Genomic DNA, 24,682 nt, shown 5'->3' with positions numbered 1-24,682 from the left:
AAGTCCTTTGCTAGTGGGCGGTGAAGAAATCTACTAGAAGTGCTGCGGTGGCGGTGGGGTCTTCGGCCGGGGCAAGGTGCGCCACGGTATCGATGACGGCGGCCTGCGCATTCGGCGCATGCTCGGCAACGAACTGTGCATCTGCCGGCGGGCAGACCTGGTCCTGCGCGCCGTTGATGGCCAGCAGCGGGACGTTGATGCTGCCTAGGTCTTCACGCAGGTCGTAGCCGGCGAGCGCACCGCAGGCATGGGCGTAGGAGAATCGGTCTGCATCCTGCAGGTTATGCAGCAGGTTGGTGGAGACGACCGGGTTCTTTTCGATGAATCCCGGGGCGAACCAGCGCTGGGCGGAGCCGACCACCATGGTGGGAGTGCCGGCCTTGGCGACCAGTTCAGCGCGTTCCATCCAGCCTTCGGGGGTGCCGATTTTCGCGGCGGTGCAGATGGGAGCCAGTGCGGCGAAGGTGCCAGTGTGGTCGTGGGCCAGCTGCAGGGCGGTGGCTCCGCCGATGGAAACGCCTGCGTAGTAGAGCTTCTGCGCGGCGTTGATGACGCCGTCTGTTTGCAGCGCCTCGACCATGGCGACCACGCCGTCGGCGAGCTCGCCCATGCTGAATTCTTCGGTGGAGGCCTTGCTTTCTCCGTGTCCTGGAAGGTCCCAGGCGATGAGCTGGAAGTGCTCCTTGAGGTAGGGGACTGCGGGCCCCCATAGCTGCAAGGAAGCGGTGCCCAGCGAGGGGCCGAGGACCAGTGTTGGAAGCTCTGCATCGGTGTGCAGCAGGGATGGGGTTAGCGCAGGGACTGCCATGATTCCTTCCACGCCGAGAACTCGGCAAGTACGTTGTCGGTGAAGCGCTGGGCCGAGCCAAGGTAGCCGGCAGGATCCAGCAGCTCGGTGAGCTGTTCGTCGCTGACCTGCTGCGAATCGAGCTGTGCGCGCAGCAATTGGCGCAGGCTGGTGCCTTCGGTGATGGATTCAAGCACGAGCTTCTGGATGGCTGGCTTGCCGCCGTCGATCACTGGAGCCAGCACCGTGGCCAGACGTTCGGAGAGCACTGCATCCCCGCCGAGCTTGAGGTTGCGCGTCAGCGCTTCGGTATTGATGGTCATTCCCGTGGCCAGGACGGCTGCGTGTTCGCTGGAGCCCAGGCCTAGGCGCAGCAGCTCGCGCAGGGCAGGCCATTCGGCGTGCCAGGCGCCGTCGGGGCGTTCGTCCACCGCGGTGCCGGCGGCGGTGAACAGGGTTGCCACGTGCCCCGGGGCGTTGAGCGCGGCGCTGCGCAGCAGCACCGAGTGCACCGGGTTCTGCTTCTGCGGCATGGCGGAGCTGCCGCCCTTGCCAGCCTCGCGGGGTTCGGTGATTTCCCCGATTTCCGGCCGGGAGGCGGTGAGCACATCGGCGCCGAAGGTTCCCAGCGCGGCGATGGCTGAGCCCAGCGCGGAGCCTGCCTGGAGGATGGGCAGGCGGTTGCTGTGCCATGGGGTGGATGGGTTCTTCAGATTCAGCAGTCCGGCAAGCTCCTTGGCGAGCTGGGCAGTGGTTGCGCCGGTTTCGGTGCGTGAGGCAAGGTGCTGCTCCAAGGAAGCCAGCGTTCCTACCGCTCCGCCGAACTGCAGCGGCAGCTGGCCGCGGACCTGGTCAAGGTGTTTCGCCGCAGCCATGATGGCCGTGAGCCAGCAGGCGGCCTTGTACCCGAAGGTGGTGGGCAGCGCATGCTGGGTCAGCGAGCGGGCGATGCACACGGTGTCCCGGTGCTCCGCGGCCACCCGGGCCAGCCCCTGGGCAGTGGTCTGCAGCAGCGCGGAGATGGCATCCATGCTGCGTGTGGCCAAAAGCATGAGAGCGGTGTCGATGATGTCCTGGCTGGTAGCCCCGCGGTGCAGGGCAGTGCCGGCGCTCGCCGGGGCACCGTCGGCCGCCAGCAGGGAGCGCATCATGCCCAGCAGCGGGATCAGCGCGTTGGCTCCGTCGGGGGTCTTGGCGGCAAGCTGGCTCAGGTCATAGCGTTGGATATCGCACACTGCCTGCACCGCGCCGAAGTCCTCCGTGGAGCACAGCCCGTTCTCCGCCTGAACCTGGACCCATGCCAACTCCACGGCGAGCATCGCCTCGATAAACTGCGCGTCGCCGGCCAGCTGCGCCGACGTGCCGCCAGCCCAGACGGGGGACAGGAACCCGTAGTCAACACCGCTCATGCCTTCACCCTAGCTTTCGCGCGGGTAGGAGAGGAACACGGTTTCCTTCTCGCCCTGCAGGTGCACGTCAAAGCGCAGCGAACCGTCTTCCTCACGGGTGGCGATCAGGGTCTTCCTGCGCTCTTCCGGAAGGGAAGCCAGCAGCGGGTCGTTGGCCAGCGCCTCGGTGTCCTCCGGCAGGTAGATGCGGGTGAACAGCCGGTTGAGCAGGCCGCGGGCGAAGATGGTCAGCATGATGAACGGGGCCTTGCCCGCCTCAGTGGGCCCGGGGTTCACAGTGGTGAAGGTGTAGTGCCCGACGTTGTCCACCGGCACGCGGCCGAAGCCGGTGAAGGTGTAGCCGTCGCGCACCAGCGAGCCGTCGCGCGAGACCACATTGCCGTGTTCGTCGGCCTGCCAGATTTCAAGCAGCGAATCAGGGATGACATCCCCGTTGCCGTCATAGACCACCCCGTGAAGGCGCACCGCCGCTGGGTGGGCCTGGTTAACCAGCTCCCCGCCCTTCTCGAAGGGCAGCGCGTAGCCGTAGAAGGGGCCGATGGTCTGCCCCGGGGTAGGGGTGAGCTTCAGTTCAGGTGCCTGCTTCATTTAGTGCTCCTCCTCTTCGTTCTCCATCCAGGTGCGGTTGGACCCGGTGAGCACGATGTCCCAGTTGTAGCCGGTGGCCCATTCATGGCTTGTCAGGTTGTGGTCATAGGTGGCGACCAGAGCGTCGCGCGCCTTTTGGTCGGTGATCGCCTGGTAGATCGGGTCCAGCGCAAACAGCGGATCTCCCGGGAAGTACATCTGGGTGATCATGCGCTGGGTGAAGTCGGTGCCGAACAGCGAGAAGTGGATGTGCGCCGGGCGCCAGGCGTTGTGGTGGTTCTTCCACGGGTAGGGGGCCGGCTTGATCGTGGTGAAGGAGTATTCGCCGTTCGGGCCGGTGATGGCGCGTCCCACGCCGGTGAAGTTCGGGTCGATCGGGGCCGGGTGCTGGTCGCGCTTGTGCACATAGCGTCCGGCGGCGTTAGCCTGCCAGATTTCGATCAGCTGGTTGGCTACCGGGCGTCCGTCGCCGTCCAGCACGCGGCCTGCCACGACGATGCGCTCGCCGATCGGTTCGCCGTTGTGCTGGATGGTCAGGTCCGATTCGAGTACGTGCACGTCCCTCTGGCCAAAGGCTGGGGAATGCAGCTCGATGGTCTCCGGGTCGGTGTGGTGCAGGTCCTTGGTGGGGTGGCGCAGCAGCGATGAACGGTAGGGGGCGAAGTCCACCCGCGGCTGGGTTTCGGCTTTCTTGCCTGCCAGCACCTCTTGGCGGTAGGCCTCGTGGATATCGGTGATTTCACCGGTGATCTGCTCCTGGGTGGCTTGAGATGCCGCCGGATCCAGAACATGCGCGTTGTTGAATGCTTCGTTGCTCATGGGTGGTGCTCCTTTCACAAGTTGTTAGGCGTGGGGCCAGCCGGTGTAGGACTCGGCCAGGTACTGCTGGCCGTACCTCGATGAGGTGACGGTATCCAGCTCTCCGAGTGCGCGCTGGGCCATGAACGGATCGGCGTTCACCGGGGTGTGCAGCATGGAGGTCATCCAGTAGAAGAAGTTCTGCGCCTTCCAGACCCGCTTGAGCGCCAGATCCGAATAGCCGCCGAGCAGCTTGTCGCTGCCGGTGGAGAAGTAGGAATCGAGTGCCTCGAAGAGCACCTTGACTTCGGCGAAGGCGAGGTTCAGGCCCTTGGCGCCGGTGGGCGGGACGGTATGGCCGGCGTCGCCGATCAGGAACATCCGCCCATGGGACAGCGGCTGGCGCACGAAGGAGCGGAAGCCGAGCACCGTCTTGTCGAAGATCGGGCCGGTCTTCAGCTCAAATCCATCGGGGCCGTCTACGCGCTTCTGCAGCTCGCTCCAGATGCGGTCTTCGCTCCAGTTATCCACATTCTCGTTCGGGTCGCACTGGAAGTACATGCGCTGCACGGTCTCGCTGCGCTGGGAGATCAGCGCGAAGCCGTGCGGTGAGTTCGCGTAGATCAGCTCGGGGGCTGACTTGGGCGCTTCGGTGAGGATGCCGAACCAGGCGAAGGGGTAGGTGACCTTGAAGTCCTGCTTGACGGCATCCGGCATCTGGCGGCGGGCGAAGGAGCGCGAGCCGTCGGCGCCGACGATCACATCTGCCTGCACTTCAAAGAGTTCGCCTTCGGCGTTGGTGAAGCGGAACTTCGGGGTGCTGGTTTCGACGTCCAGGATTTCGTTGACTTCGCAATTGAAGCGCACATCGCCGCCGTCGCGGGAGCGGGCCGCGGCCAGGTCGACGAATACCTCGTTCTGTGCGTAGAGGGTGACGGTGGCGTCCACCAGCTCGCGGAAATCCAGCGGGTGGGATTCGCCGTTGAAGCGCAGGTCGATGCCTGCGTGCTCGTCGCCGTGGGTCAGCACCCGGCCGTCGACGCCTGATTCGGTGAGCATTGTGACCGCCTGGGCTTCGAGGATTCCTGCGCGGTGGGTGTTGCGGATGGTTTCGTGGTCGTTCTTCTCCACCACGATGTTTTCGATTCCTACCTTGGAGAGCAGGTGGGAGAGCATCAGGCCGGCCGGTCCGCCGCCGATGATGCCTACCTTGGTTTTGAGAATGCGAGGTGCCTGCGCCATGGGACTCCTTGAATGCTTGCCGCCATGTGTTGTGGGAGATCGCCGGGCTAGGCGCCGGGCAGTCAACATGGACGAGGTCTTATTGATCTCCTACAGCATGCCGGTGGCGCGGCTCACAAATCAGTCCCAGTCTCATTCAATGAGAATATTCATGCGTCCGAAGTTTTGAGGGTTGCTGCTGCCTCCTGTTGACGCGCGCTGGCGCTGGCCTATGATGTCTGCATGAGTGAAATCAACGATGTTGACAACAACGCTTCAGCTTCGCCCGTGCTGGAGTTCAGGTTCCGCATCGAAGCGCAGGTTGCGCCGGGAATTTCGATTGACCGGCGTGCTCCTGGGGCCCTGGACTTTATCCCGATCACCGGAGGCAGTGTTTCCGGTGCCGTGCAGGGAAAACTTTCTGTGGGCGGCGACTGGTGCGTGGACCGCGGAGACGGAACCTGGCGCGTGGAAGCCCGCTACGGCATCGCACTTGACGGTGGCGGCTACATCGATGTGCACAACGTTGGGGTTTTTGATGAGTCGCGCCCTGATGGGCGGGAGTACTTCGCAACCACTCCGGTCTTCCGCACGGTTGCCGCGGAATACGACTGGCTGAACCGCTCGGTTTTCGTGGGCCGCGCCCAAGAATTCGACGGGCTGATCTGCGTTGACGTGTACGAGGTGCTCTTGCCGCGCTGAGTCCGGAGAATTACGCGCCAAAAGCGATGCGGGTGAGCAGCTCGCGCAGCGTGGTGCGTTCTTCGGAGCTCAAAGCTTCCAGCGAGGCTTCTTCGCCTTCGGCGGTGGCCTTGCGCGCCTGGAGGTAGAGCTTTTTGCCTTCTTTGGTCCCGGCGATGACCTTGGTGCGGCGGTCGTGTGGTGCGGTGACGCGCTCAACCAGTCCGCGGGATTCAAGCTGGTCTACCAATGGGACGATCTGGCTTGGGTCCAGCGAAAGGAACTCGGCCACCTCGCGCTGGGTAGGAGCAAGATCGCTGCAGGCCAGCGAGAGTACCGAGTAGGAGCGCACCTTGAGATCCAATGGCGCCAGCAGGCTGTTGGCGCGGGAGCTTCCCTGGGACCGGATGCGGGCGGTGAGGAAGTCTATCTCGCCGGCAAGTTCACCCTGGGCGAGGCGCTGCACCGAGTCTGAGGCTGAGTTTTTGGGGTCCATTATTGAAGCCTTCGCTATCGATAAGAAATTTAATCGTTGACTTTTTCAAGTATTAAAGTTTTTATGTATATAGGTAAGGTTCCCACGATCAAGATTCTCGATCAACGGGGAACGCCAAGAAACGCTCAAGGAGTCCCACATGTCACTGTCATCAAAAGTTGCAATTGTCACCGGCAGCGGCCGCGGCCTCGGCCTGAGCTACGCCCAGGAGCTGGCCAAGCGGGGCGCAGCCGTAATCATCAATGACATCGACCAGAACATCGTGGACGAGGCAGTTGCCAGCATCACCGCCCGGGGCGGCAAGGCGGCAGGCGTCGCCGCGGCAGTGGGAAGCACCGAAACCGCCAAGGCGCTGGTTGCGGCCGCCATTGAAAACTTCGGCCGCCTGGACATCCTCGTCACCAACGCCGGCATCCTGCGCGACAAGTCGCTGCTGAAGATGACCGACGAAGACTTCGACCTGGTCATCAACGTCCACCTGCGCGGCACCTTCACCTGCGTGCGCGAAGCCTACGCCTACTTCAAGGACAACGGCGTTGCAGGCCGCATCATCACCATCGGCTCGCCCACCGGCCAGCGCGGCAACTTCGGCCAGACCAACTACGCCGCCGCCAAGGCAGGCATCGTGGGCATGGTGCGCACCTGGGCTCTGGAGATGAAGCGCGCAGGCGTCACCGTCAACGCCGTCATCCCGGTAGCCGCCACCGAAATGACCAAAACCGTGCCATTCTTCGGCCCAGCAGTCGCCGCGGAGGAAAAGGGCGAGACCATGCCCGACTACTACCGCAAGGACCTGGGCTTCGGCACCGCGGATGACGTGGCAGGCATCATCGCCTACCTGGCCACCGACGAGGCGGGCACCGTCAACGGCCAGGCCATTGGCGTGGGTGGCGACCGCCTGCAGATCTGGACCCACCCGGAAGCCGCGGTCACCGAATTCCATGAGGGCGGCTGGGATTTCGCCACCCTGCAGGCGGAGTTCGCAGACCGCTTCGGCGCAAGCCAGCAGAGCGTGGGAGAGAAGTTCCCGCCGATGCCTGCCGAGCTCGAAGCCCAGATCGCCCGCTAGGCCAAGGAATCACCATGAGTACCCGTTATGAACTGGGCGTAGACTTCGACGCCGTGGCGGCCATTGACATGCACGTGCACTTAGAAGTGGACGAATGCGGCCACAAGGCCATGCCCCAGGACCTGTTCGACGCTTCCGCGGCGTACTTCAAGTCCCAGGAGCGCACCCCGTCCATCGACCGCATCGCACAGGTGTACCGCGAGCGGAACATGGCTGCGGTGGTCTTCACCGTGGACGCGCGCACCGCGCTGGACCACGAGCCGAACTCCATCGAAGACCTGGTGGCCGGCTGCGCCCGGAACAACGACGTGCTCATTCCCTTCGGCTCGGTAGACCCGCGCCGCGGCCAGGCCGCCATCGATGATGCGGTCTACCAGGCCACCGAGCTCGGGGTGCGCGGCTTTAAATTCCATCCATCGCTGCAGGGCTTCGACCCCAGCGATGAACAGTACTACCCGCTGTGGAAGGCGCTGGAAGAGTTGTGGCTTCCCTGTATCTTCCACACCGGGCAAAACGGCATGGGAGCCGGGCTTCCCGGCGGGCGCGGCATCAAGCTGCGCTACTCCAACCCGTTGCTGCTTGATGACGTGGCCGCGGACTTCCCGCAGCTGAAAATCATCATGGCGCACCCCTCGGTGCCCTGGCAGGAAGAGGCGAACTCGATCGCCACCCACAAGGCGAACGTCTTCATCGACCTGTCCGGGTGGAGCCCCAAGTACTTCCCTGCCTCGCTGGTGAAGCTGGGCAACAACGTGCTGTCCTCAAAGCTGCTCTTCGGCACCGATTTTCCGCTGATCACCCCAGAGAAGTGGCTGGGCGCCTTCGAGCAGCTCGAACTGAAGGACGAGGTGCGGCCCAAGATCCTGAAGGACAATGCGCTGCGGGTGCTGGGCGTTCGCGGGTCATGAGCCATCCAGTGCCCAGCGACCTCTACGGAACGTTCAACCTGCTCACCCCGTCCGAGCAGCAGGTGCTCGGCGGGCTGCGCGAGCTGCTGCAGACACAAGTCAAGCCTCATGTGAACGGCGCCTGGGAAGCCGGGGAATTCCCGGAACAGATCCTCGCGCCGCTCATTGAAGCCCGGCTGATGGATCCGCCGGAGCTCAAAGAGGCAGGCATCAAGCCAACAGGTCTCTACGAGGGACTGCGGAACTTCGAACTCGCCCGGCTCGACGCCTCGGTGGCCACCTTCTACAACGCCCAATCCGGGCTGTTTCGGACGGTGGTTAAGCTCGGCGGCAGCGAAGAACAGCACCGTGAACTGGATCCGAAGATCGCGGATTTCAGCCTCAAGGGAGTCTTTGCGCTGACCGAACCCGAGCACGGCTCGGATATCGCTGGCGGACTTGCCGCTTCTGCTGTGGCTGAATCAGTAGGCGGAGTTTCCGGCTGGAGGATCAACGGGGCCAAGCGCTGGATCGGCGGTGCATCGCAGGCTGATGTGCTGGCGCTCTTTGCCCGGGACCAGGCCGACCAGCAGGTCAAGTGCTTCCTGGTTCCCACCGACGCGCAGGGTGTGAAAATCACCAAGATCACCGGGAAAACAAGCCTGCGGATCATGCAGAACGCTGACATTGAGCTCGTGGATGTCTGGGTTCCCGAGTCTGCCCGGCTGCAGCGGATCAACTCCTTTGCAGATGTGGCGGCCTGCCTGCGCACTATGCGTTCGGATGTCGCCTGGATTGCCGCCGGCGCCATGGCTGGTGCCTATGAAGCGGCGCTGCGCTACACCACACAGCGGACCCAGTTCGGCAAGCCCTTGGCCGGCTTCCAGCTGGTCCAGGAGAAGCTGGCCCGCATGCTGGGCAATGTCACCGCATCATTGGCGCTGGTGACCCGACTGACCCAGCAGCAGGAGTCGGGCATCTACAAGGACGAGAATTCGGCACTGGCAAAGATGTTCACCGCACGGATGCTGCGCGAAACTGCCGCCCTGGCCCGCGAGGTCTGCGGCGGCAACGGCATTGTTCTGGAGAACGATGTTGCCCGCTTCCACGCGGACGCCGAAGCCATCTACTCCTACGAGGGCACCCACGAAATCAACGCCCTGATCGTTGCCAGGGCTGCCACCGGCATCAGCGCCTTCAAATAAACACTTTCATTCACTACTAACTCAAGGAACACACCATGGGACAGACCGTCATCAACTACGCAGACCTCGCTACCGCCGCCGGCACCGATCTGGGCTTCAGCGACTACCGGGTCGTCACCCAGGAGCAGGTCAACACCTTCGCGGACGCCACCGACGACCACCAGTGGATCCACACCGATCCTGAAAAGGCCAAGGAAGGCCCCTTCGGCGGGCCGATTGCCCACGGCTACCTGACCTTAAGCCTGCAGATCGCCTTCTGGACCGAGCTCTTCGAAGTGGAAGGCGTGCGCACCAAGGTCAACTACGGCCTGGAGAAGGTCCGCTTCCCGGCTCCTGTTCCGGTAGGCTCCCGCATCCGCATGAGCGCGGTCATCGCGGAGGTCACCGAGGTGCCAGGCGGCTACCAGATTGCCGCCGACCAGGTCATCGAGGTGGAGAACGCTCCGAAGCCTGCCGTCGTTTCCCGCGGCCTGTACCGCTTCTACGCCTAAACGCGTTGGATCCAGAATTCAGTTTCTAAGCTAAGGAACAATCCATGCTCAATAAGGGAATCGGCGATTGGGTTTACCGCCGCCGCATCAAGTCTGCCGAGCACTGCGCCGTCATCCACTCATCGGCATCACTGACCTATGCGCAGCTGGCCGAAAGGATCGACCGGCTGGCAAATGTTCTTCGCGAGAAGAAGATCGGCAAGGGCCAGAGGGTGGCTTTTCTTGGAGCCAACCACATTGCGTTCCTGGAAACCCTCTTTGCCTGCGGCCAGGTGGGTGCGATCTTCGTCCCGTTGAACATCCGGTTGGCTCCGCAGGAACTGAACTTCGCCTTGGTCGATTCCGGCACCGAGCTTCTCATTGCAGTGGAAGATTTGGAGAAGCCCGCACGCATGGCATTGCAGGAGTCCCCGGTGCGCGAGCTGCTGGTGGTTGCATCTCTCAGCGGAGCGGATTCAAGCTATGAGCGGACCCTGTCCGCGGCAAGCGCCGAGCATTGCGATGAAGCCGTGGAGATGGATGATCCAGCGATCATCCTCTACACCTCGGGGACTACCGGAAAGCCCAAGGGCGCGGTTTTGACCCATGGGAACATGACCTGGAATTCCTACAACGTTATTGTCGACTACGACATCACCGGCAAGTCAGTCGGCTTGATGATCTCTCCGCTATTCCACGCCTCGGCGCTGGGAATGGGGGCGCTGCCCATGCTGCTCAAGGGCGGAACCCTGATCCTGCAGGAGAAGTTCGAGCCTTCGGCAGTGCTACGCGCAGTGGAAGAATACGGCGTCACATCATTGTCCGGCGTCCCGACGACCTTCCAGCTTTTGTCGGAGCATGAGCTGTGGGAGGGTACCGACCTCAGCTCGCTGCAGATGCTGACCTGCGGCGGCTCGGCGGTGCCCAGCCGGGTGCTTGAAGCCTATGAAGCTCGCGGGCTGGGCTTCAGCGGCGGCTACGGCATGACAGAAACAGCACCCGGAGCAACTGTGCTGCTCGCGGACCAGAGCCGGGAAAAGATGGGCTCTGCGGGGCTGCCACACTTCTTCACTGACATCCGCATTGTCGATGAACGAGGCGCAGACCTGCCGGTAGGAAGCGTGGGGGAAATCTTGATCAGCGGACCGAACGTGATCAAGGAATACTGGCATCGGCCCGAGGCCACAGCCTCCTCCTACTTCGATGAGATCTGGCTTCGGTCGGGGGATATGGGATTCGTGGATGAGCAGGGCTTCTTGTTCATCTCCGACCGCCTCAAGGACATGATCATCTCCGGCGGAGAAAACATCTACCCCGCCGAAGTTGAACAGAAGATCATGGAGCTTCCCAATGTCGACTCCGTCGCCGTGATCGGCATCCCGGATGAGAAGTGGGGAGAAGTGCCGCGTGCTGTCGTGATCCTCAAAGAGGGGACAACGCTCAGTGCAGAGCAGCTGATGGAATTCCTCGACGGCAAGATCGCCCGCTATAAGATCCCGCGTTCGCTGGTCCTCGTTGATGAGTTCCCGCGTACTGCCAGCGGCAAAATCAGGAAGCCCGACCTGCGCAAGCAGTACGGATAACTGCATGTCATTGGGGTGCTACCGTTCGCGGTAGTACCCCAATGCGCGTGAGATGCCGCGCGAGGCGGTGCGTAATGCCATCGCGGCTGGCTGCAATAGTCCTGAATCCCTGGGAACAACCACCGACAGCACCGCCAGCTGGTAGCCGGAGTCGTCAAGGATCGGCGCGGCTGCGCCGGTCGATTCCACATCGATATAGCCGTCCATCGAGGCGAAGCCGTTGCGCCGGATCTCAGCCATTTCAGCCCTGAAATGCGGATGCGTCGCATTCATCAGATCGCGATGCCGTTCCAAGAACCCATGGATGACCTCTGGGCGGGAGAAAGCCAGCAGCGCCATGCCCATGGAGGTGCGGTGCACCGGCATGCGCCCGGCAACACTGGCCTGGTTTACCACCGCGCCGGGGCGCGAAAGCCGCTCGATGATCAGGACTTCATCCTCATGCAGCATGGACAGCTGGGTATTCTGTCCCAGCAGCTGGTTGATGTCTTCCATGAACGGCAGCGCTACTTTGCGCAGGCCCACGGTGGCGGCGCTGCGGTTGGCCAGTTCCCAGAGGCGCAGGCCGAGCGATACTTGGCCGTTCTTGTCTTTGGCCAGCAGCCCGTGGCCTTCCAGATCGTCGAGCAGCCTATACATGCTCGCCTTGGGAATCTGGGCCCGCCGGGCGAGGGAACTGACGCTGAGCGACGGGGTCTGCGCATCGAAGGAGTCGAGGATCCGCACCAGGCGATCCAGCATCGAGTCCCCACTGGGCGAATTAGCCATGAATCAAACTCTATTCCACGGTGCGATGCGAAGCTTAAATGTCCTCCGCCCTGCACCGGCAGGTGCAGGGCGGAGGAGCAGCAAACCAAGAACGGCTAGGCGGCTTTCGGCTTCGGAATCTGGGCGATGACCACAACGGCGATCAGGGCGGCGCCCGCATAGAAGAAGAAGGCTCCCGGGTACGCGGTGCCGGCGGCAACCATCAGGCCGGTCAGGTACGGGCCGATGATCGCGCCGAAGCGTCCAACGCCGGAGGCCAGTCCAATGCCGGTGGCCACCATGTCGCGGGGGTAGACGTGGCCCGCGTAGACGTACATGAGGCACTGAGCGCTGAAGACGAAGACGCCGGTGACGAACAGGACCGCGGTGAGCAGCACCTGGCTTCCGAAGGGAACCGCAAGCAGCAGCAGGAAGGCCGCCGAGGCTGCGAACCAGAGGATCGACACCAGCTTGATGCCCTTGGAATCCGCGGCGTAGGCGCTGATGAACAGGCCTGCAATGGCGCCCAGGTTCAGGACGAACAGCATGGTCAAGGAGTCGGCCACAGGGTATCCGGCGGCGCTCATGATCTTTGGCAGCCAGGCATTCAGGCCGTAGACCAGCACCAGCCCCATGAAGGCAGCGATCCACAGGCCGATGGAGCTGCGCAGGTACTTCGACTTGAGGACGTCGGCGATGGAGCTGCGCTCCGCCGCCGGGGTGACTTCGCTGTCGGGCAGCTTGAACCACAGGACCACCAGCAGCGCCAAGCCCATGCCGCCGCCGAGGTAGTACAGCGACCACCAGTGGATGCCGGCGGCCTTGCCGGCCAGCGAAGCGAGCACCGCGCCGAGGTGGTAGCCGACCATCGGCAGGTTGTTGGCAAGTGCGCGGCGGCCAACAGGGGCGTTCTCCTGCATCAGCGCCAGCGCTACGGGCATGCAGCCGCCTAGGCCAAGTCCGGCAATGAAGCGCACCAGGCTCATCAGGAAGGCATTGGGCATCAGTGGGAAGGCAAGGGTGAAGATCGAGAAGACCAGGACTGCGAGCAGCAGCGGTCGGCGGCGTCCATAGCGGTCTGCCAGCCGGCCCATGACCGCTGCGCCCACGCCGACGCCGATCAGCGAAAACGTGTTGACCCAGTTCATTTCGGCGACCGAGAAGCCGCCGACGTCCGGCGCGGTGAGTACCGGAATGGTTGCGCCGAGGGCGACGATGTCATAGCCCTCGAAGACGACGATCAAGAAGCACAGGGTGGCGATCCACCCTCCGATCTTGAACTTTGTTGATTCACTGGCTGCTGTGCTCAATGCCGTTGGTCCCTTCGCTGAGGCCGCCGCTTCTGCGGTGATGCAAGTCATGTGATGTGAGATACTATCTCGAGATTCACTTAATGAACAACTGTTCAAGATGCGAACAAATCTTTTGCTGATTGACGTGGAGGTCTTGAACGGAGCAGGCTTCGGCTGTATTGTTCATTTTATGAACTTAAGTTCACAGTGTGAACTTTTAGCAGTGATGGAGCAGTGAAACATGCAGCAGGCTTTTCTCTACGACGCAATCCGCACACCTTTCGGAAAGATCGGCGGCTCGCTGTCGGGGCACCGTCCCGACGACCTGGCCGCACATGTGGTCCGCGAACTGGTGGCCCGCCACGATGCGCTGGACGTGAACTCGATTGATGAATCGATCTTCGGCAACGCCAACGGCGCAGGCGAGGAAAACCGCAACGTCGCCCGCATGGCCACCCTGTTGGCAGGCCTGCCGACCTCGCTGCCCGGCACCACCATGAACCGCCTCTGCGGCTCCTCCCTGGACGCCGCCATCGCGGCTTCGCGCCAGGTGGCAGTGGGGGATTCGGACCTGGTGCTGGTCGGCGGCGTCGAATCGATGAGCCGCGCTCCATGGGTGCTGCCCAAGACCGAGCGCGCCTTCCCGATGAGCAACCTGGAACTTGCCAACACCACCCTGGGCTGGCGCCTGGTCAACCCGGCCATGCCGGGCGAATGGACGGTCTCCCTGGGCGAGGCCACCGAACAGCTGCGCGAACGCTACGAGATCAGCCGGGAAGACCAGGATGCCTTCTCCGCCCGCTCGCACCAGCAGGCGGCCGCCGCCTGGGACGCCGGCAAGTATGAGAACCTCGTGGTTTCGGTGCCGCCGGCCTCCAAGCGGGCAGTGGAAGTGACCCGGGATGAAACTATCCGCCCCGATTCCACCCCAGAGGTGCTGGGCAAGCTGCGCACAGTCTTCCGCATCGGAGAGAACGCGACGGTCACCGCAGGCAATGCTTCGCCGATGAACGACGGCGCCTCGGCGGCCTTCATCGGCTCCGAACGCGGCGGCGAGCTGCTCGGCGCAGCCCCGATCGCCCGCATTGTCTCCAACGGCGCCTTCGCCCTCGACCCCCAGTTCTTCGGCTTTGCCCCGGTGGACGCCGCCAACAAGGCGCTGGCCAAGGCAGGGCTGCAGTGGAGCGACATTGCCGCGGTGGAGCTGAACGAGGCCTTCGCCGCCCAGTCGCTGGCCTGCATCCGGGCCTGGGACATCGACGAATCCATCGTCAACGCCTGGGGCGGTGCGATCGCCATCGGCCACCCGCTGGGCGCTTCGGGCCTGCGCATCCTGGGCACCCTCGCCCGCCGCCTGCAGGAATCCGGCGAGCGCTTCGGCGTCGCCGCGATCTGCATCGGCGTGGGCCAGGGGCTCGCCGTAGTACTGGAAAACGTCAACTCGACCAAGTAGGAGAGGCCCTCATCATGGCACCTCGTATTGCCGCCTCGGCCGCGCAGGCCGTAGCAAATATCACCGATGGATCGACGGTTCTGATCGGCGGGTTCGGCAACGCCGGACAGCCGATGGAGCTGATCGACGCGCTGCTTGAGGGCGGGGCGAGCGACCTGACGGTGGTGAACAACAACGCCGGCCAGGCTGATGCGGGCCTGGCGCTGCTGATCAAGGAGCGCCGGGTCGCAAAGATCATCTGCTCCTTCCCCCGCCAGTCGGATTCCTGGCATTTCGACGAGGCCTACCGCGCCGGAGAAATTGAGCTCGAACTGGTGCCGCAGGGCAACCTGGCAGAGCGAATCCGCGCTGCAGGAGCCGGCATCGGCGGGTTCTTCACGCCCACCGGCTACGGCACGCTGCTGGCTGAAGGCAAGGAAACCCGCATCATCGACGGCAGGGGCTATGTGCTGGAAAGCCCGATCCATGCGGACTTCGCACTGATCAAGGCCCTGCGCGCGGACGCCCACGGCAACCTGGTGTACCGCAAGACTGCCCGCAACTTTGGGCCCATCATGGCCACCGCGGCAAAGCAGGCAATCGTCCAGGTTGATGACATTGTTCCCGTCGGCAGCATCGACCCGGAAAATGTCATCACCCCTGGCATCTACGTCAACACCCTCGTGGCACTGGGAGGTGCACAGTAATGAGCGCATACACCGAACAGAAGCTGACCCGCGACGAAATGGCGCAGCTGGTGGCGGCGGATATCCCAGCAGGCGCTTTCGTCAATCTGGGCATCGGACAGCCGACCAATGTGTCAAACTTCCTCACCGCAGAGCAGGGGGTCACCCTGCACACCGAAAACGGCATGCTCGGCATGGGCCCGGTGGCAGTAGGCGACCAGGTCGACGAGGATCTGATCAATGCAGGCAAGATTCCGGTAACCGAACTGCCCGGCGCTTCCTTCTTCCACCACGCAGACTCCTTCGCCATGATGCGCGGCGGGCACCTTGACGTGTGCGTGCTGGGCGCCTTCCAAGTGTCGGCGGCCGGCGACCTTGCCAACTGGCATACCGGAGCGGAGGGCGCCATCCCTGCCGTGGGCGGGGCGATGGATCTTGCCATCGGCGCCAAGCAGACGTGGGTCATGATGAGCCTGTTCACCAAGGGCGGGGAATCGAAGCTGGTTGAAACCCTGAGCTACCCGGTGACAGGCCTGGGCTGCGTCTCGCGGATCTACACGGAAGTGGCGGTCTTCGAGCTGCGCGATGCAAAGGTCTACGTCCGCTCGACCCATGGCATCAGTTTTGCCGACCTGGCGGCCAAGGTGCCCGTTGAGTTGACCGAGGTCAAGTAGATTAGAGTCAGCGCCCCTAGCAGGGCGCTGACTCTTGTTATTGCAGTGAAGTGAAGGAAGTTTGATGAGCGAGCAAAGCAGCGGCACTGCCTCGGTTCAGTCCCTGGCGCGTGGCCTGCAGGTGATCAGCAGCTTCGATGCTGAGAACTCATCAATGACGCTCTCCGAGGTTGCAGCCCGCACTAGCCTTTCCCGCGCCACAGCACGCCGATTCCTGCTCACCTTGCAGGAGCTCGGCTACGTGCGCTCCGATGGCAAGTACTTCGAGTTGACCAGCAAGGTGCTGCAGTTGGGCTATGCCTATCTGTCCAGCGCCACCCTGCCTCAGCTGATCGAACCGGTGCTTGAGAGCCTGTCTGCGACGGTGAACGAATCAGCCTCCGCCGCGGTGCTGGAAGGCACCGACATTATGTATGTCGCCCGAGTGCACACCCGCTCGATCATGCGGGTGGGCATCTCGGTGGGCACCAGATTCCCCGCCATCCACACGTCAATGGGCCGCGTGCTGTTGGCGGGACAAGATGAGGAACTGGTCCAGCGCTCCTTGGCGGTAGTTGACGGTCCGCTGGCGCCGAACACGATGACTGATCCGCAGCAGCTTCGCGAGGAACTGGCCCGGGTAGCGCAGCAGGGTTTCGCCCTGGTCGACCAGGAGCTTTCGGTGGGACTGCGTTCAGTAGCGGTTCCGGTGCATGCACCCGACGGCACGGTAGTGGCAGCCATGAACGTGTCGATGAGCGTGGGGCCGAACTCTCCGGCCGATCCGCTAGAAGCAGCTCAGCAGGTTCTGGACCAATTGCGCGCCGCGGCCGCACAGGTCGAGCAGGCGCTGGCGGCTCGCAAGTAGTTTCCGATGGATCCGATCTCGGTTTTCAGCCTTGCCGGCGGACTGCTGATTCTGAGCGCAGTATGCAGCTTTCTGGCCACCTCGATGGCTAGCGGTAAGTTGCCGCGGAATAACGCGGTAGGCATTAAAACGAAGCACACCCAAGCCAGCGACGAGGCCTGGCTTGCCGGCCACGAAGCAGCCGCTGCAACAGTGAAGAGCGCGGGCCTGGCAGGCTGGGCGGTACTTCTCGGCGTGGCGGTGCTCTGTATTTTCAGGCTGTGGCCGTGGGCCATGGGATTAACCGGTCTTGGCTATGTGCTGCTCATCAGCTTGATGCTTGTTGCGACGTCAAAAGCCAACAAGGCAGCTTCCCGTAGTGGAAAGCTGCCTTGAAGCTAAGTATCGAGACTTAGGCGGTCACTGCCAGTGCGTCGATCTCGACCAGCATCACTTCGTGCGGCAGGTCGACGAAGACGGTGGTGCGGCTTGGAAGCTGGCCGCTGGGGACGTTGGCCTCGATGAACTCGGCGTAGGCGTCGTTCATTTCCGAGAAGTGTTCGCGCTTGGTCAGGTAGACACGGAACATCATGACATCCTCAACCGACGAGCCGCCGGCCTCCAGAATTGCCTTGATGTTTTCCAGGGTGCGCAGGGTCTGAACCTTCACGTCGCCCTCGCCGATGTACTGGTTGGTGGCTGGATCCATCGGGCCCTGGCCCGAAACCTGGAACAGGCCGCCCTTCTTGACGCCCTGGCTAAAGGTGTGTGCCGGGGCAGGTGCGTTGTCGGTACGTACGATTTCCTTGCTCATAAGGTGTTCCTTTCAATGGATACGTAACCGAGGTCAGAGGAGATTGCCTCGGCGGCGGATTTGATGTCTGGCACCAGGGCCAGCAACTCTTCTTTGTTCAGCAGAACCACCGGTACGGAACAGGATACTGCCGCAACCACGTGGCCGGTAGCGTCGCGGATGGGCGCCGCCACGCAATGCACGAATTCTTCGTGTTCGCGGTCGTCGTAGGCGAAGCCCTGGCGGCGCACGGTGTCCAGCGAGGTGAGGAAGTCATCCGCATTGCTCAGGGTGTTCTGCGTGTACCGGTGGTAGTTCAGCGACTGTGCAATGTGCTCCTGCCGTTCGATCGGCAGGTCGCAGAGCAGCACCTTGGCTACCGCCGTGGCGTGCAGCGAGGCGGTCAGGCCGATGCGCGAGTACATGCGCACCGCATGGCGCGATTCAAGCTTGTCGATGTAGACGACCTCGGGGCCTTCGAAGGCCGCAAGGTGCACGGTGTGCCCAGTGGAGCGGTTCAGCGCCGTGAGGTGCGGGCGGGCCACATGCACGATATTGCGCTGTTCCAAAGCCAGCGAGGACAGCTCGAAGAGCTTGGAGCCCAGCTGGTATTTGCCCTGGTCGTTGCGTACAACAAAGCGGCATTCTTCCAGTGTGTGCAGTTGGCGCATGATAGTGGTTTTATGAACTTGGCTGTCTGCTGCAAGTTCGTCAAGGCTCTTAGGTTCAATGGCGACGAGGTCGAGCAACCCGAGAGCGCGCTTCAGCGTTGCGCTCACGATTCCCCTTTTCTGTAGATCTGTTCACCTAGAACAGTAATGCCGGAGGCGTCTACGGCTACATTCGACCACTGGTGGTCATCCAGATCCAGAAGCTGATCGATCACGTGCTTGGGAGGCAGATCCCCGCGGTCAGCGCGGACAGTCAGGGTGCAGGCTGCCGCCAGGTGGCCGCGGCGCAGCGCTTGTGGAACGCTCAGCCCCTCCAGCAGTCCGGAGAGGAAACCTGCGGCAAATGAGTCGCCGGCGCCCACCGGTTCCACCACGTCGACGTTCAGCGACGGAACCTCGAAGCGGCCGTCTTCGGTCAACGCAATGGCGCTGGTGGATTCGTTTTTCAACACCAGCACCGAAGGATCTGGAAGCAGATTGCGGATCTGCTGCTCATCGCTGGTTCCGAAGGCAAGCTCGGCCTCGTCAATCCCGACCATGACGGCATCGGCACGGTTGGCAAGCTGCTGCAGCAGGGCTGGATCGCGGTCCTTCCATAGTGAAGCGCGCCAGTTCACATCGAAGCACACGGTGCCGCCGTAAGGCGCAGTGGTCAGTTCGAGCATCATCCGGGCGCAGCTGTCGGAAAGCGCGGCGGTGATTCCGGATAGGTGGATCAGTTTCGCCTGCTGCAGGGCGCTGGCCAACGGTTCGGTGTGGATGAATTCGGGGTTCATTGCGCTGGCCGCCGAGCCGGCGCGGTAGTACAGCACCTTGGCAGGGCTTTGATCATGCGCAGGGGCCTTGACGTAGAGGCCTGTAGGGCGGTTAGGGTCAATGGCAACCAGGGAGGTATCGACTCCCGAGTCCTTCAACTCGGTGATGATGCGCGTTCCAAAGTCGTCCGCGCCCACCCGGGACACCCAGGAGGTGGTGACGCCCATGGCAGCTAATCCAAGGGCAACATTCGACTCTGCGCCGCCCATAGCAAGGGTCATCTGCTCGGCGTGGTGCAGGGGAGCACCATTGGCAGGGGTGACCATGGCCATGGTCTCGCCCAGGCAAATTACCTCGCTCATCGGGTACGTCCTTGCGTGAGTTGGAGTCTTGGATACAAACCGTTGCGCGACCCGTGAGCTACGTCTCGAAGAGGCGTTGACGGAATCGCTGGATCAATGCTAAACATAACGAAGCAACATTTGCAATCATCATTGCGTTATACGCAACGAAGGGGTTTTGGTAATGGGTTCAACGAGCAACGAGCGGATTGACGTGCACAGCGTCGAGCAGCTGTCCGGGCAGATCCTGGACTGGCAGCATCAGGCCATCCCGGCGTCCTACCACGGCCGCAGCGTGCGTGAATTCATTGCCTCGGAACCACGGCTGAACAACCTGCAGACCCCCGTGCTGACCCTCGACGAGTCGGCCATGGAGCACAACCTGCAGCTGCTGGACAGCTGGTGCCGCAAGCACGGCGTAGCGCTGGCGCCGCACGGAAAGACAACCATGTCACCCGAGTTGTGGAAGCGCCAGCTTGACCTGGGCGCCTGGGGCATCACCCTGGCCAACGCCCACCAGCTGCGCACCGCGCGGGCCTTCGGGGTGCAGCGTGTGATGATCGCCAATTCTTTGACCGACCCGCAGGCCATCGCCTTCGCCGCGGCCGAAACCGCCAAGGGCGCCGAAATCTACTCGTGGGTCGACTCGGTCCGCACCGTCCAGCTGCTCTCCGAGGTCCTCGCCGCCACCCCGTCGGTGACCCTGCCGGTGATTGCGGAGCTCGGAGCACCGGGTGGCCGCACCGGCGCGCGCACCGATGCCGAAGGCCTTGAAGTAGCCCGCGCCGTTGCCGCCGCGCCGCAGCTCGCGCTGGCCGGCGTCGGCGGCTACGAGGGCGCACTGGCGCACACCACCGATGAACAGGCTCTTGACACCGTTCGCCAGTACCTGCGCCGCGTAGGCGAACTGCACCGCGCTGCTCTGGAGGAAAAGCTCTACGGCCTGGACGAGGTCATCATCACCGCCGGAGGCAGCGCCTACTTCGACGAGGTCGCCTCGGTGCTCGCCCAGCTGCGTAGCGAAGCCACCGCAGAAGACCCGCAGGTGCAGGTAGTGCTGCGTTCGGGCGCCTACATCATCCACGACGACGGCTTCTACCGCGTCATTTCTCCGTTGGGCCGCAGTAACCCGGACTCAGAACAGGCGCTGCGCGCAGGCATGCACGCCTGGGTCCGCGTGGTCTCCCAGCCGGAACCCGGACTGGCGCTGCTGGATGCAGGCAAGCGCGACCTCCCATTCGACGAGGGCATGCCGGTGCCGCAGGGCTACGCCCACCAGCTCGGCGATGAGCTCAAGGACCTGCCCGGCGCCAGCATCACCGCCGTCAACGACCAGCATGCGTTCCTGCGCTTCGATCCGGAACTGAGCCTGAACCCGGGAGACGTCATCCGCCTGGGGCTCTCGCACCCGTGCACCGCGCTGGATAAATGGGTCATGATCCCGGTGGTCGAATCCTGCAGCCAGAGCAACCCCCGCCTGGTCAACGTCGTTCGGACGTTCTTCTAATGAGCGGCGCAACCCTTTTCAGCAATGCCACCATCATCGACGGCACCGGGGCAGAGCGCTACGCCGGCGACGTGCTGGTCAGTGGCGGGAAGATCCAGAAGATCGCGCCGGCCGGCACGCTGAGCACCGACGGCGAACAGATCGACGCCAGCTCCCTGGTCCTGAGCCCCGGGTTCATCGACATGCACGCGCATTCGGACCTCTACCTGCTGACCTCCCCGGCGCACCTGCCCAAGATCACCCAGGGCGTCACCACCGAACTTCTGGGTCAGGACGGCATCTCCTACGCTCCGATCAACGACGAGATTCTGCCGCAGATCAGGGAAAAGATCGCCGGCTGGAACGGCAACCCGCAGGACTTCGACTTCTCCTGGCGCACCGTGGGCGAATACCTCGACCGGCTCGACGCGCCCGACGCGGACGGCCAGCGCATTGCCACCAACGCCGCCTACCTGATCCCGCAGGGCACCGTCCGCGCTCTGGTCATGGGCTTTGGGCAAGATGAGGCCAGCGCCGAACAGATCCAGGCAATGCGCCAGGTCATCGCCGAAGGCATGGAACAGGGAGCCGTGGGCATGTCCAGCGGGCTGACCTACACCCCGGGGATGTACGCCAGCACCGCCGAATTAGGCGAACTATGCGCCGAAGTCGGTGTACACGGCGGCTTCTACGACCCGCACCACCGCTCCTATGGCAAGGGTGCGCTGCAGGCCTATGCAGAAATGATTGAGCTTTCGCGCAGCTCCGGCTGCGCGCTGCACCTGGCACATGCCACCATGAACTTCGCCGAGAACAAGGGCAGGGCCCCTGAGCTGCTTGAACTAATCGACCAAGCGCTGGCCGAAGGCGTGGACATCACCCTTGACACCTACCCCTACCTGCCCGGCTCGACCACGCTCTCCGCCGTCCTGCCCAGCTGGTCCTCGGCCGGTTCGGTGGATGAGACCCTGGCCCGCCTGGCCGACCCCGAACAGCGCGAGAAGATCCGCTACGCACTGGAGGTCACCGGTTCGGACGGCTGCCACGGCGTCACCGCAGAATGGGAAACCCTTGAGATTTCATCGGTGCAGAATCCAGAACTGGAGAACTACATCGGGCGAACCATCGAGGAGATTGCACGCACGGAAGGCCGAGACCCCTTTGAGCTGTTCTGCTCAATTCTGATCGCCGACCGCTTGGGCACCGGCATCCTCCAGCATGTGGGGCATGAAGAAAATGTGCAGGCCATCATGGTGCACCGTGCCCATACGGGAGGCTCGGACGGGCTCCTGCACGGCGCCAAACCGCACCCTCGCGCCTGGGGAACCTTCCCGCAGTATCTCGGACGCTACAGCCGGGAACTCGGGGTGATGAGCCTAGAGGAAACAATCCACCATCTGACGGGCAGGCCCGCCAAGCGGTTGAAGCTGGTGGCGCGCGGAGAGATCCGCGAAGGCTATGCAGCAGATCTGGTGCTCTTCGATCCGAACACTGTGGCGGCAGCAGCCACGTTCGAGAACCCCAAGCAGCCAGCCCTCGGCATCCATGCCGTATATGTCAACGGAGTCGCGGCGCTGCGCGACGGCCAACCCACCGGTGCGCGGGCCGGACGCGCCCTGCGCCGCACAAACGAAGGAACCCAAGCTCAATGACCATGAACCTGAACCAGCTGCTTGCAGCCGACCGAACCCTTGCAGTGGTGCGTGCCGAGAGCATTTCCGACGCTGCTCAACTGGCCTCGGCCCTCGGCCGCGGAGGCATTCGCACCCTGGAACTGACCTTCACCACCCCCAATGTGCTGGAGCACATCCGCCGGGTCGTCGAGACTTCTCAGGACCACGGGGTGATGGTCGGCGTCGGCACCGTGCTCACCGCGGCTCAAGCCGAATCCGCGCTGGATGCCGGCGCCCAGTTTCTCGTGACCCCTGGACTGCGTCCGGAAGTGGCCAAGGTGGCGCGCGAGCGCGGCGTCCCCTTCAGCCTCGGCGCGTTGACTCCCACCGAAGTGGCTCAGGCGGTGGACCTCGGCAGCGAGATCGTCAAGATCTTCCCAGCACGCCATGTGGGGCCGGGCTACCTCAAGGACCTGCTGGGCCCGTTCCCGGAGCTCAAGCTGCTGCCTTCGGGGGGCATTAACGAGCAGAACGCCGCCGAGTTCCTCAAGGCAGGCGCCTTGGCAGTCTGCTGCGGCACCTCCGTCGTCCCGCCGGCACTGGTCGCTGAAGGCGGCTGGGACGAAATCACCGAACGCGCCAAGAAATTCACCGCATCACTCTCATAATCCTCAGCTAAGAAAAGAGGTGGCACCGTGGCCACATTCCTCGAATGGCTCAGACACGATACACTCGGCCTGCTTTTGCTGGCCGCTGTGGGCATTGCTCTGCTGCTGACATTGATCATCAAGTCCAAGATCGAGCCGTTTATCGCGTTGGTCATTTCCGGCGTTCTTGTCGCGTTGGTCGGCGGTGTTTCACTGACCGACTTGGTGGGAACACCAGTGAAAACCTCCGATGCCCTGATAGAAAAGGGCTTTGCCGGAATTCTCGGGCACATCACGCTGATCATCGGCCTCGGCACGGTGCTCGGTGCCATCCTCGAACATTCCGGCGGCGCCCAGGTGCTGCTGGAAAAACTGATCAAGATCTTCGGCGAAAAGGGCACTCCGATCGCCATGGGCGTCACCGGCTTCCTGCTGGGCATCCCGATCTTCTTCGATATCGGCATCTTCGTTTTGGCCCCGCTGGTCTACGTCGCCGCCATCCGCGGCGGCCGTTCATTGGCGCTGTATGCGCTGCCGCTCTTGGCAGGTCTTTCAGTGACCCACGCATTCCTTCCGCCGCACCCCGGACCAGTAGCCGCCGCCGGATTCTTCGGCGTTTCACTGGGCTGGATTATCGTCATGGGCCTCGCGTGCGGTATTCCTGCATGGTTCGCCTCGGGCATTCTTTGGGGCCGTTGGATTGGCGCCCGCGTCCAGGTCGAAGTACCCGGTGAACACCGCCGCAATACTAAGGAAGGCAGCGAACTTCCAGCACCTGCCTTGGGGACTGTGCTCGTCAGCATCGGCCTGCCCATGCTGCTGATTCTCGGCGCGACATTCGGCAACTTGTGGCTGCCGGAAGGCTGGCTCAAGAATCTGCTGGTCTTCACCGGCAACCCGGCGATTGCACTGACCTTGGCTGTATTGCTGGCCATGTGGCTGCTGGGCACACGCCGCGGAATTACTACCGCGGAGTTGTCGACTGTCACCAGCGAATCATTGCGTCCTGTAGGCATGATCCTTCTGGTGGTTGGCGCCGGTGCATTCTTTGGTGCAGTCTTGGCAGCTACCGGCGTGGGCAAGGCAGTGGCTGATTCTCTGTCGCAGGCAGGCCTGCCTTTGATCCTTTCTGCCTATGTCATTTCCTGCGGTATGCGAATTGCCCAGGGCTCGGCCACCGTGGCTATTGTGACCACCTCAGGAATTCTTGCCCCTACGCTGGCGGCCGGAAACTTCAGCCAGCCGCAGTTGGCGTTGATCGTGATCGCAATTTCTTCCGGTTCGATCATTGCCAGCCACGTCAATGACGGCGGATTCTGGATCATCGCCAAGTACTTCAATATGTCGGTGAAAGACACCCTGAAGACATGGACTGTGCTGGAGACTGTCCTGTCGGTCGTTGGCTTCGGCGTGGCTGCAACGTTGTTCGCAATCATCTCTTGACCTAAGAACGACCAGAAAATATCAAAGCGGCGTGGCACTGGTGCCACGCCGCTTTTGACTGTCGGGAACACCTGTCTGCTT

General features: G+C 63.0%; 26 protein-coding genes. 15 read left to right on the top strand and 11 right to left on the bottom strand.

Annotation, left to right across the window (positions count from 1 at the left end):
- Nucleotides 1-10: 10 nt before the first annotated feature.
- The 5 genes from AUR04nite_RS09095 to AUR04nite_RS09075 are packed head-to-tail and all read right to left on the bottom strand — an operon-like array spanning nucleotide 11 to nucleotide 4,824.
- A complete protein-coding gene (locus tag AUR04nite_RS09095) occupies nucleotides 11-808 on the bottom strand; it encodes an alpha/beta fold hydrolase (RefSeq protein ID WP_141364176.1) in 798 nt (265 codons plus the stop codon).
- Nucleotides 790-2,196, bottom strand: coding sequence for a lyase family protein (locus AUR04nite_RS09090; RefSeq protein ID WP_141364174.1), 1,407 nt, complete (start codon nucleotides 2,194-2,196; stop codon nucleotides 790-792). The genes AUR04nite_RS09095 and AUR04nite_RS09090 overlap by 19 nt, the downstream gene beginning before the upstream one ends.
- A 9-nt stretch (nucleotides 2,197-2,205) precedes the next feature.
- Nucleotides 2,206-2,784: a protocatechuate 3,4-dioxygenase subunit alpha gene (gene pcaG, locus AUR04nite_RS09085; protein WP_141364172.1), complete on the bottom strand. Its 579-nt coding sequence runs from the start codon at nucleotides 2,782-2,784 to the stop codon at nucleotides 2,206-2,208.
- A complete protein-coding gene (gene pcaH / locus AUR04nite_RS09080) occupies nucleotides 2,785-3,603 on the bottom strand; it encodes a protocatechuate 3,4-dioxygenase subunit beta (RefSeq protein WP_141364170.1) in 819 nt (272 codons plus the stop codon).
- A 24-nt stretch (nucleotides 3,604-3,627) separates the two neighbouring features.
- Nucleotides 3,628-4,824, bottom strand: coding sequence for a 4-hydroxybenzoate 3-monooxygenase (locus AUR04nite_RS09075; RefSeq protein WP_141364168.1), 1,197 nt, complete (start codon nucleotides 4,822-4,824; stop codon nucleotides 3,628-3,630).
- A 222-nt stretch (nucleotides 4,825-5,046) separates the two neighbouring features.
- Here AUR04nite_RS09075 and AUR04nite_RS09070 point away from each other — a divergent pair, with 222 nt between their 5' ends.
- Complete coding sequence (locus tag AUR04nite_RS09070; RefSeq protein WP_141364166.1) at nucleotides 5,047-5,505, top strand: DUF3237 family protein; 459 nt, start codon at nucleotides 5,047-5,049, stop codon at nucleotides 5,503-5,505.
- A 10-nt stretch (nucleotides 5,506-5,515) separates the two neighbouring features.
- On the opposite strand, the gene AUR04nite_RS09065 is transcribed toward AUR04nite_RS09070, so the two are convergent.
- Nucleotides 5,516-5,980: a MarR family winged helix-turn-helix transcriptional regulator gene (locus tag AUR04nite_RS09065; protein ID WP_141364164.1), complete on the bottom strand. Its 465-nt coding sequence runs from the start codon at nucleotides 5,978-5,980 to the stop codon at nucleotides 5,516-5,518.
- 139 nt (nucleotides 5,981-6,119) lie between these two features.
- Here AUR04nite_RS09065 and AUR04nite_RS09060 point away from each other — a divergent pair, with 139 nt between their 5' ends.
- From AUR04nite_RS09060 to AUR04nite_RS09040, 5 genes are read left to right on the top strand one after another with little or no spacing between them, the layout of a single operon-like run.
- Nucleotides 6,120-7,049, top strand: a complete 930-nt coding sequence (locus AUR04nite_RS09060) for an SDR family NAD(P)-dependent oxidoreductase (RefSeq protein WP_141364162.1) — start codon at nucleotides 6,120-6,122, stop codon at nucleotides 7,047-7,049.
- Nucleotides 7,050-7,063: 14 nt separating this feature from the next.
- Complete coding sequence (locus tag AUR04nite_RS09055; protein ID WP_141364160.1) at nucleotides 7,064-7,957, top strand: amidohydrolase family protein; 894 nt, start codon at nucleotides 7,064-7,066, stop codon at nucleotides 7,955-7,957.
- The gene (locus AUR04nite_RS09050; protein WP_141364158.1) at nucleotides 7,954-9,141 is read left to right on the top strand and encodes an acyl-CoA dehydrogenase family protein; all 1,188 of its coding nucleotides are present in this window, start codon (nucleotides 7,954-7,956) and stop codon (nucleotides 9,139-9,141) included. The genes AUR04nite_RS09055 and AUR04nite_RS09050 overlap by 4 nt, the downstream gene beginning before the upstream one ends.
- Before the next feature lie 35 nt (nucleotides 9,142-9,176).
- A complete protein-coding gene (locus AUR04nite_RS09045; protein WP_141364156.1) occupies nucleotides 9,177-9,632 on the top strand; it encodes a MaoC family dehydratase in 456 nt (151 codons plus the stop codon).
- Nucleotides 9,633-9,676: 44 nt separating this feature from the next.
- A complete protein-coding gene (locus tag AUR04nite_RS09040; RefSeq protein WP_141364154.1) occupies nucleotides 9,677-11,194 on the top strand; it encodes an acyl-CoA synthetase in 1,518 nt (505 codons plus the stop codon).
- A gap of 18 nt (nucleotides 11,195-11,212) precedes the next feature.
- Here AUR04nite_RS09040 and AUR04nite_RS09035 read toward each other — a convergent pair whose 3' ends face one another.
- Together AUR04nite_RS09035 and AUR04nite_RS09030 are read right to left on the bottom strand one after the other, a co-directional pair.
- Nucleotides 11,213-11,962, bottom strand: a complete 750-nt coding sequence (locus tag AUR04nite_RS09035; protein WP_141364152.1) for an IclR family transcriptional regulator — start codon at nucleotides 11,960-11,962, stop codon at nucleotides 11,213-11,215.
- Between the two features lie 95 nt (nucleotides 11,963-12,057).
- Nucleotides 12,058-13,302, bottom strand: a complete 1,245-nt coding sequence (locus AUR04nite_RS09030; RefSeq protein ID WP_141364150.1) for an MFS transporter — start codon at nucleotides 13,300-13,302, stop codon at nucleotides 12,058-12,060.
- 172 nt (nucleotides 13,303-13,474) lie between these two features.
- Between AUR04nite_RS09030 and AUR04nite_RS09025 the strand changes: the two genes are divergently transcribed.
- From AUR04nite_RS09025 to AUR04nite_RS09005, 5 genes are all read left to right on the top strand, one after another.
- Complete coding sequence (locus tag AUR04nite_RS09025) at nucleotides 13,475-14,686, top strand: thiolase family protein (RefSeq protein ID WP_141364148.1); 1,212 nt, start codon at nucleotides 13,475-13,477, stop codon at nucleotides 14,684-14,686.
- Between the two features lie 14 nt (nucleotides 14,687-14,700).
- Complete coding sequence (locus tag AUR04nite_RS09020; RefSeq protein WP_141364146.1) at nucleotides 14,701-15,372, top strand: 3-oxoacid CoA-transferase subunit A; 672 nt, start codon at nucleotides 14,701-14,703, stop codon at nucleotides 15,370-15,372.
- Entirely contained in the window at nucleotides 15,372-16,025 is a 654-nt protein-coding gene (locus AUR04nite_RS09015) for a 3-oxoacid CoA-transferase subunit B (RefSeq protein ID WP_141364144.1), read from the top strand. Before AUR04nite_RS09020 ends, AUR04nite_RS09015 begins: the two co-directional genes overlap by 1 nt.
- Before the next feature lie 64 nt (nucleotides 16,026-16,089).
- Nucleotides 16,090-16,872, top strand: a complete 783-nt coding sequence (locus tag AUR04nite_RS09010) for an IclR family transcriptional regulator domain-containing protein (protein ID WP_141364142.1) — start codon at nucleotides 16,090-16,092, stop codon at nucleotides 16,870-16,872.
- Between the two features lie 6 nt (nucleotides 16,873-16,878).
- Nucleotides 16,879-17,247 carry an SdpI family protein gene (locus AUR04nite_RS09005; protein ID WP_141364140.1) on the top strand — a complete coding sequence of 123 codons (369 nt, stop codon included), beginning with the start codon at nucleotides 16,879-16,881 and terminating at the stop codon, nucleotides 17,245-17,247.
- 16 nt (nucleotides 17,248-17,263) lie between these two features.
- On the opposite strand, the gene AUR04nite_RS09000 is transcribed toward AUR04nite_RS09005, so the two are convergent.
- The 3 genes from AUR04nite_RS09000 to AUR04nite_RS08990 are packed head-to-tail and all read right to left on the bottom strand — an operon-like array spanning nucleotide 17,264 to nucleotide 19,433.
- A complete protein-coding gene (locus AUR04nite_RS09000; protein WP_141364138.1) occupies nucleotides 17,264-17,665 on the bottom strand; it encodes a RidA family protein in 402 nt (133 codons plus the stop codon).
- Complete coding sequence (locus tag AUR04nite_RS08995; protein ID WP_141364136.1) at nucleotides 17,662-18,423, bottom strand: IclR family transcriptional regulator; 762 nt, start codon at nucleotides 18,421-18,423, stop codon at nucleotides 17,662-17,664. Before AUR04nite_RS08995 ends, AUR04nite_RS09000 begins: the two co-directional genes overlap by 4 nt.
- The gene (locus AUR04nite_RS08990) at nucleotides 18,420-19,433 is read right to left on the bottom strand and encodes a sugar kinase (protein WP_141364134.1); all 1,014 of its coding nucleotides are present in this window, start codon (nucleotides 19,431-19,433) and stop codon (nucleotides 18,420-18,422) included. Before AUR04nite_RS08990 ends, AUR04nite_RS08995 begins: the two co-directional genes overlap by 4 nt.
- Nucleotides 19,434-19,596: 163 nt before the next feature.
- Here AUR04nite_RS08990 and AUR04nite_RS08985 point away from each other — a divergent pair, with 163 nt between their 5' ends.
- From AUR04nite_RS08985 to AUR04nite_RS08970, 4 genes are read left to right on the top strand one after another with little or no spacing between them, the layout of a single operon-like run.
- Nucleotides 19,597-20,919 (top strand): type III PLP-dependent enzyme domain-containing protein, encoded by a 1,323-nt coding sequence (locus tag AUR04nite_RS08985; RefSeq protein WP_141364132.1) that lies wholly within the window; start codon nucleotides 19,597-19,599, stop codon nucleotides 20,917-20,919.
- Complete coding sequence (locus AUR04nite_RS08980) at nucleotides 20,919-22,550, top strand: N-acyl-D-amino-acid deacylase family protein (RefSeq protein ID WP_141364130.1); 1,632 nt, start codon at nucleotides 20,919-20,921, stop codon at nucleotides 22,548-22,550. The genes AUR04nite_RS08985 and AUR04nite_RS08980 overlap by 1 nt, the downstream gene beginning before the upstream one ends.
- The gene (locus tag AUR04nite_RS08975) at nucleotides 22,547-23,179 is read left to right on the top strand and encodes a bifunctional 4-hydroxy-2-oxoglutarate aldolase/2-dehydro-3-deoxy-phosphogluconate aldolase (protein ID WP_218024667.1); all 633 of its coding nucleotides are present in this window, start codon (nucleotides 22,547-22,549) and stop codon (nucleotides 23,177-23,179) included. Before AUR04nite_RS08980 ends, AUR04nite_RS08975 begins: the two co-directional genes overlap by 4 nt.
- Nucleotides 23,180-23,206: 27 nt before the next feature.
- Complete coding sequence (locus AUR04nite_RS08970) at nucleotides 23,207-24,601, top strand: GntP family permease (RefSeq protein WP_141364128.1); 1,395 nt, start codon at nucleotides 23,207-23,209, stop codon at nucleotides 24,599-24,601.
- Nucleotides 24,602-24,682 lie beyond the last annotated feature (81 nt).

This window comes from Glutamicibacter uratoxydans, from assembly GCF_006539925.1.
In the GTDB taxonomy this organism is placed as follows: domain Bacteria; phylum Actinomycetota; class Actinomycetes; order Actinomycetales; family Micrococcaceae; genus Glutamicibacter; species Glutamicibacter uratoxydans.
The sequence above is the reverse complement of the archived record's forward strand: the minus strand, read 5'-3'. Positions and strand labels throughout refer to the sequence as shown.

Bases quoted from the DNA above. Each gene is read 5' to 3' on its own strand.
- AUR04nite_RS09025 (WP_141364148.1), top strand. From the start codon at position 13,475: ATGCAGCAGGCTTTTCTCTACGACGCAATCCGCACACCTTTCGGAAAG.
- pcaG (WP_141364172.1), bottom strand. From the start codon at position 2,784: ATGAAGCAGGCACCTGAACTGAAGCTCACCCCTACCCCGGGGCAGACC.
- AUR04nite_RS09040 (WP_141364154.1), top strand. From the start codon at position 9,677: ATGCTCAATAAGGGAATCGGCGATTGGGTTTACCGCCGCCGCATCAAG.
- AUR04nite_RS09050 (WP_141364158.1), top strand. From the start codon at position 7,954: ATGAGCCATCCAGTGCCCAGCGACCTCTACGGAACGTTCAACCTGCTC.
- AUR04nite_RS09065 (WP_141364164.1), bottom strand. From the start codon at position 5,980: ATGGACCCCAAAAACTCAGCCTCAGACTCGGTGCAGCGCCTCGCCCAG.
- AUR04nite_RS08990 (WP_141364134.1), bottom strand. From the start codon at position 19,433: ATGAGCGAGGTAATTTGCCTGGGCGAGACCATGGCCATGGTCACCCCT.
- AUR04nite_RS09015 (WP_141364144.1), top strand. From the start codon at position 15,372: ATGAGCGCATACACCGAACAGAAGCTGACCCGCGACGAAATGGCGCAG.
- AUR04nite_RS08980 (WP_141364130.1), top strand. From the start codon at position 20,919: ATGAGCGGCGCAACCCTTTTCAGCAATGCCACCATCATCGACGGCACC.
- AUR04nite_RS09045 (WP_141364156.1), top strand. From the start codon at position 9,177: ATGGGACAGACCGTCATCAACTACGCAGACCTCGCTACCGCCGCCGGC.
- AUR04nite_RS09020 (WP_141364146.1), top strand. From the start codon at position 14,701: ATGGCACCTCGTATTGCCGCCTCGGCCGCGCAGGCCGTAGCAAATATC.
- AUR04nite_RS08985 (WP_141364132.1), top strand. From the start codon at position 19,597: ATGGGTTCAACGAGCAACGAGCGGATTGACGTGCACAGCGTCGAGCAG.
- pcaH (WP_141364170.1), bottom strand. From the start codon at position 3,603: ATGAGCAACGAAGCATTCAACAACGCGCATGTTCTGGATCCGGCGGCA.
- AUR04nite_RS09030 (WP_141364150.1), bottom strand. From the start codon at position 13,302: ATGACTTGCATCACCGCAGAAGCGGCGGCCTCAGCGAAGGGACCAACG.
- AUR04nite_RS09000 (WP_141364138.1), bottom strand. From the start codon at position 17,665: ATGAGCAAGGAAATCGTACGTACCGACAACGCACCTGCCCCGGCACAC.
- AUR04nite_RS09070 (WP_141364166.1), top strand. From the start codon at position 5,047: ATGAGTGAAATCAACGATGTTGACAACAACGCTTCAGCTTCGCCCGTG.
- AUR04nite_RS09060 (WP_141364162.1), top strand. From the start codon at position 6,120: ATGTCACTGTCATCAAAAGTTGCAATTGTCACCGGCAGCGGCCGCGGC.
- AUR04nite_RS09005 (WP_141364140.1), top strand. From the start codon at position 16,879: ATGGATCCGATCTCGGTTTTCAGCCTTGCCGGCGGACTGCTGATTCTG.
- AUR04nite_RS09075 (WP_141364168.1), bottom strand. From the start codon at position 4,824: ATGGCGCAGGCACCTCGCATTCTCAAAACCAAGGTAGGCATCATCGGC.
- AUR04nite_RS09010 (WP_141364142.1), top strand. From the start codon at position 16,090: ATGAGCGAGCAAAGCAGCGGCACTGCCTCGGTTCAGTCCCTGGCGCGT.
- AUR04nite_RS08975 (WP_218024667.1), top strand. From the start codon at position 22,547: ATGACCATGAACCTGAACCAGCTGCTTGCAGCCGACCGAACCCTTGCA.
- AUR04nite_RS09055 (WP_141364160.1), top strand. From the start codon at position 7,064: ATGAGTACCCGTTATGAACTGGGCGTAGACTTCGACGCCGTGGCGGCC.
- AUR04nite_RS09095 (WP_141364176.1), bottom strand. From the start codon at position 808: ATGGCAGTCCCTGCGCTAACCCCATCCCTGCTGCACACCGATGCAGAG.
- AUR04nite_RS09035 (WP_141364152.1), bottom strand. From the start codon at position 11,962: ATGGCTAATTCGCCCAGTGGGGACTCGATGCTGGATCGCCTGGTGCGG.
- AUR04nite_RS09090 (WP_141364174.1), bottom strand. From the start codon at position 2,196: ATGAGCGGTGTTGACTACGGGTTCCTGTCCCCCGTCTGGGCTGGCGGC.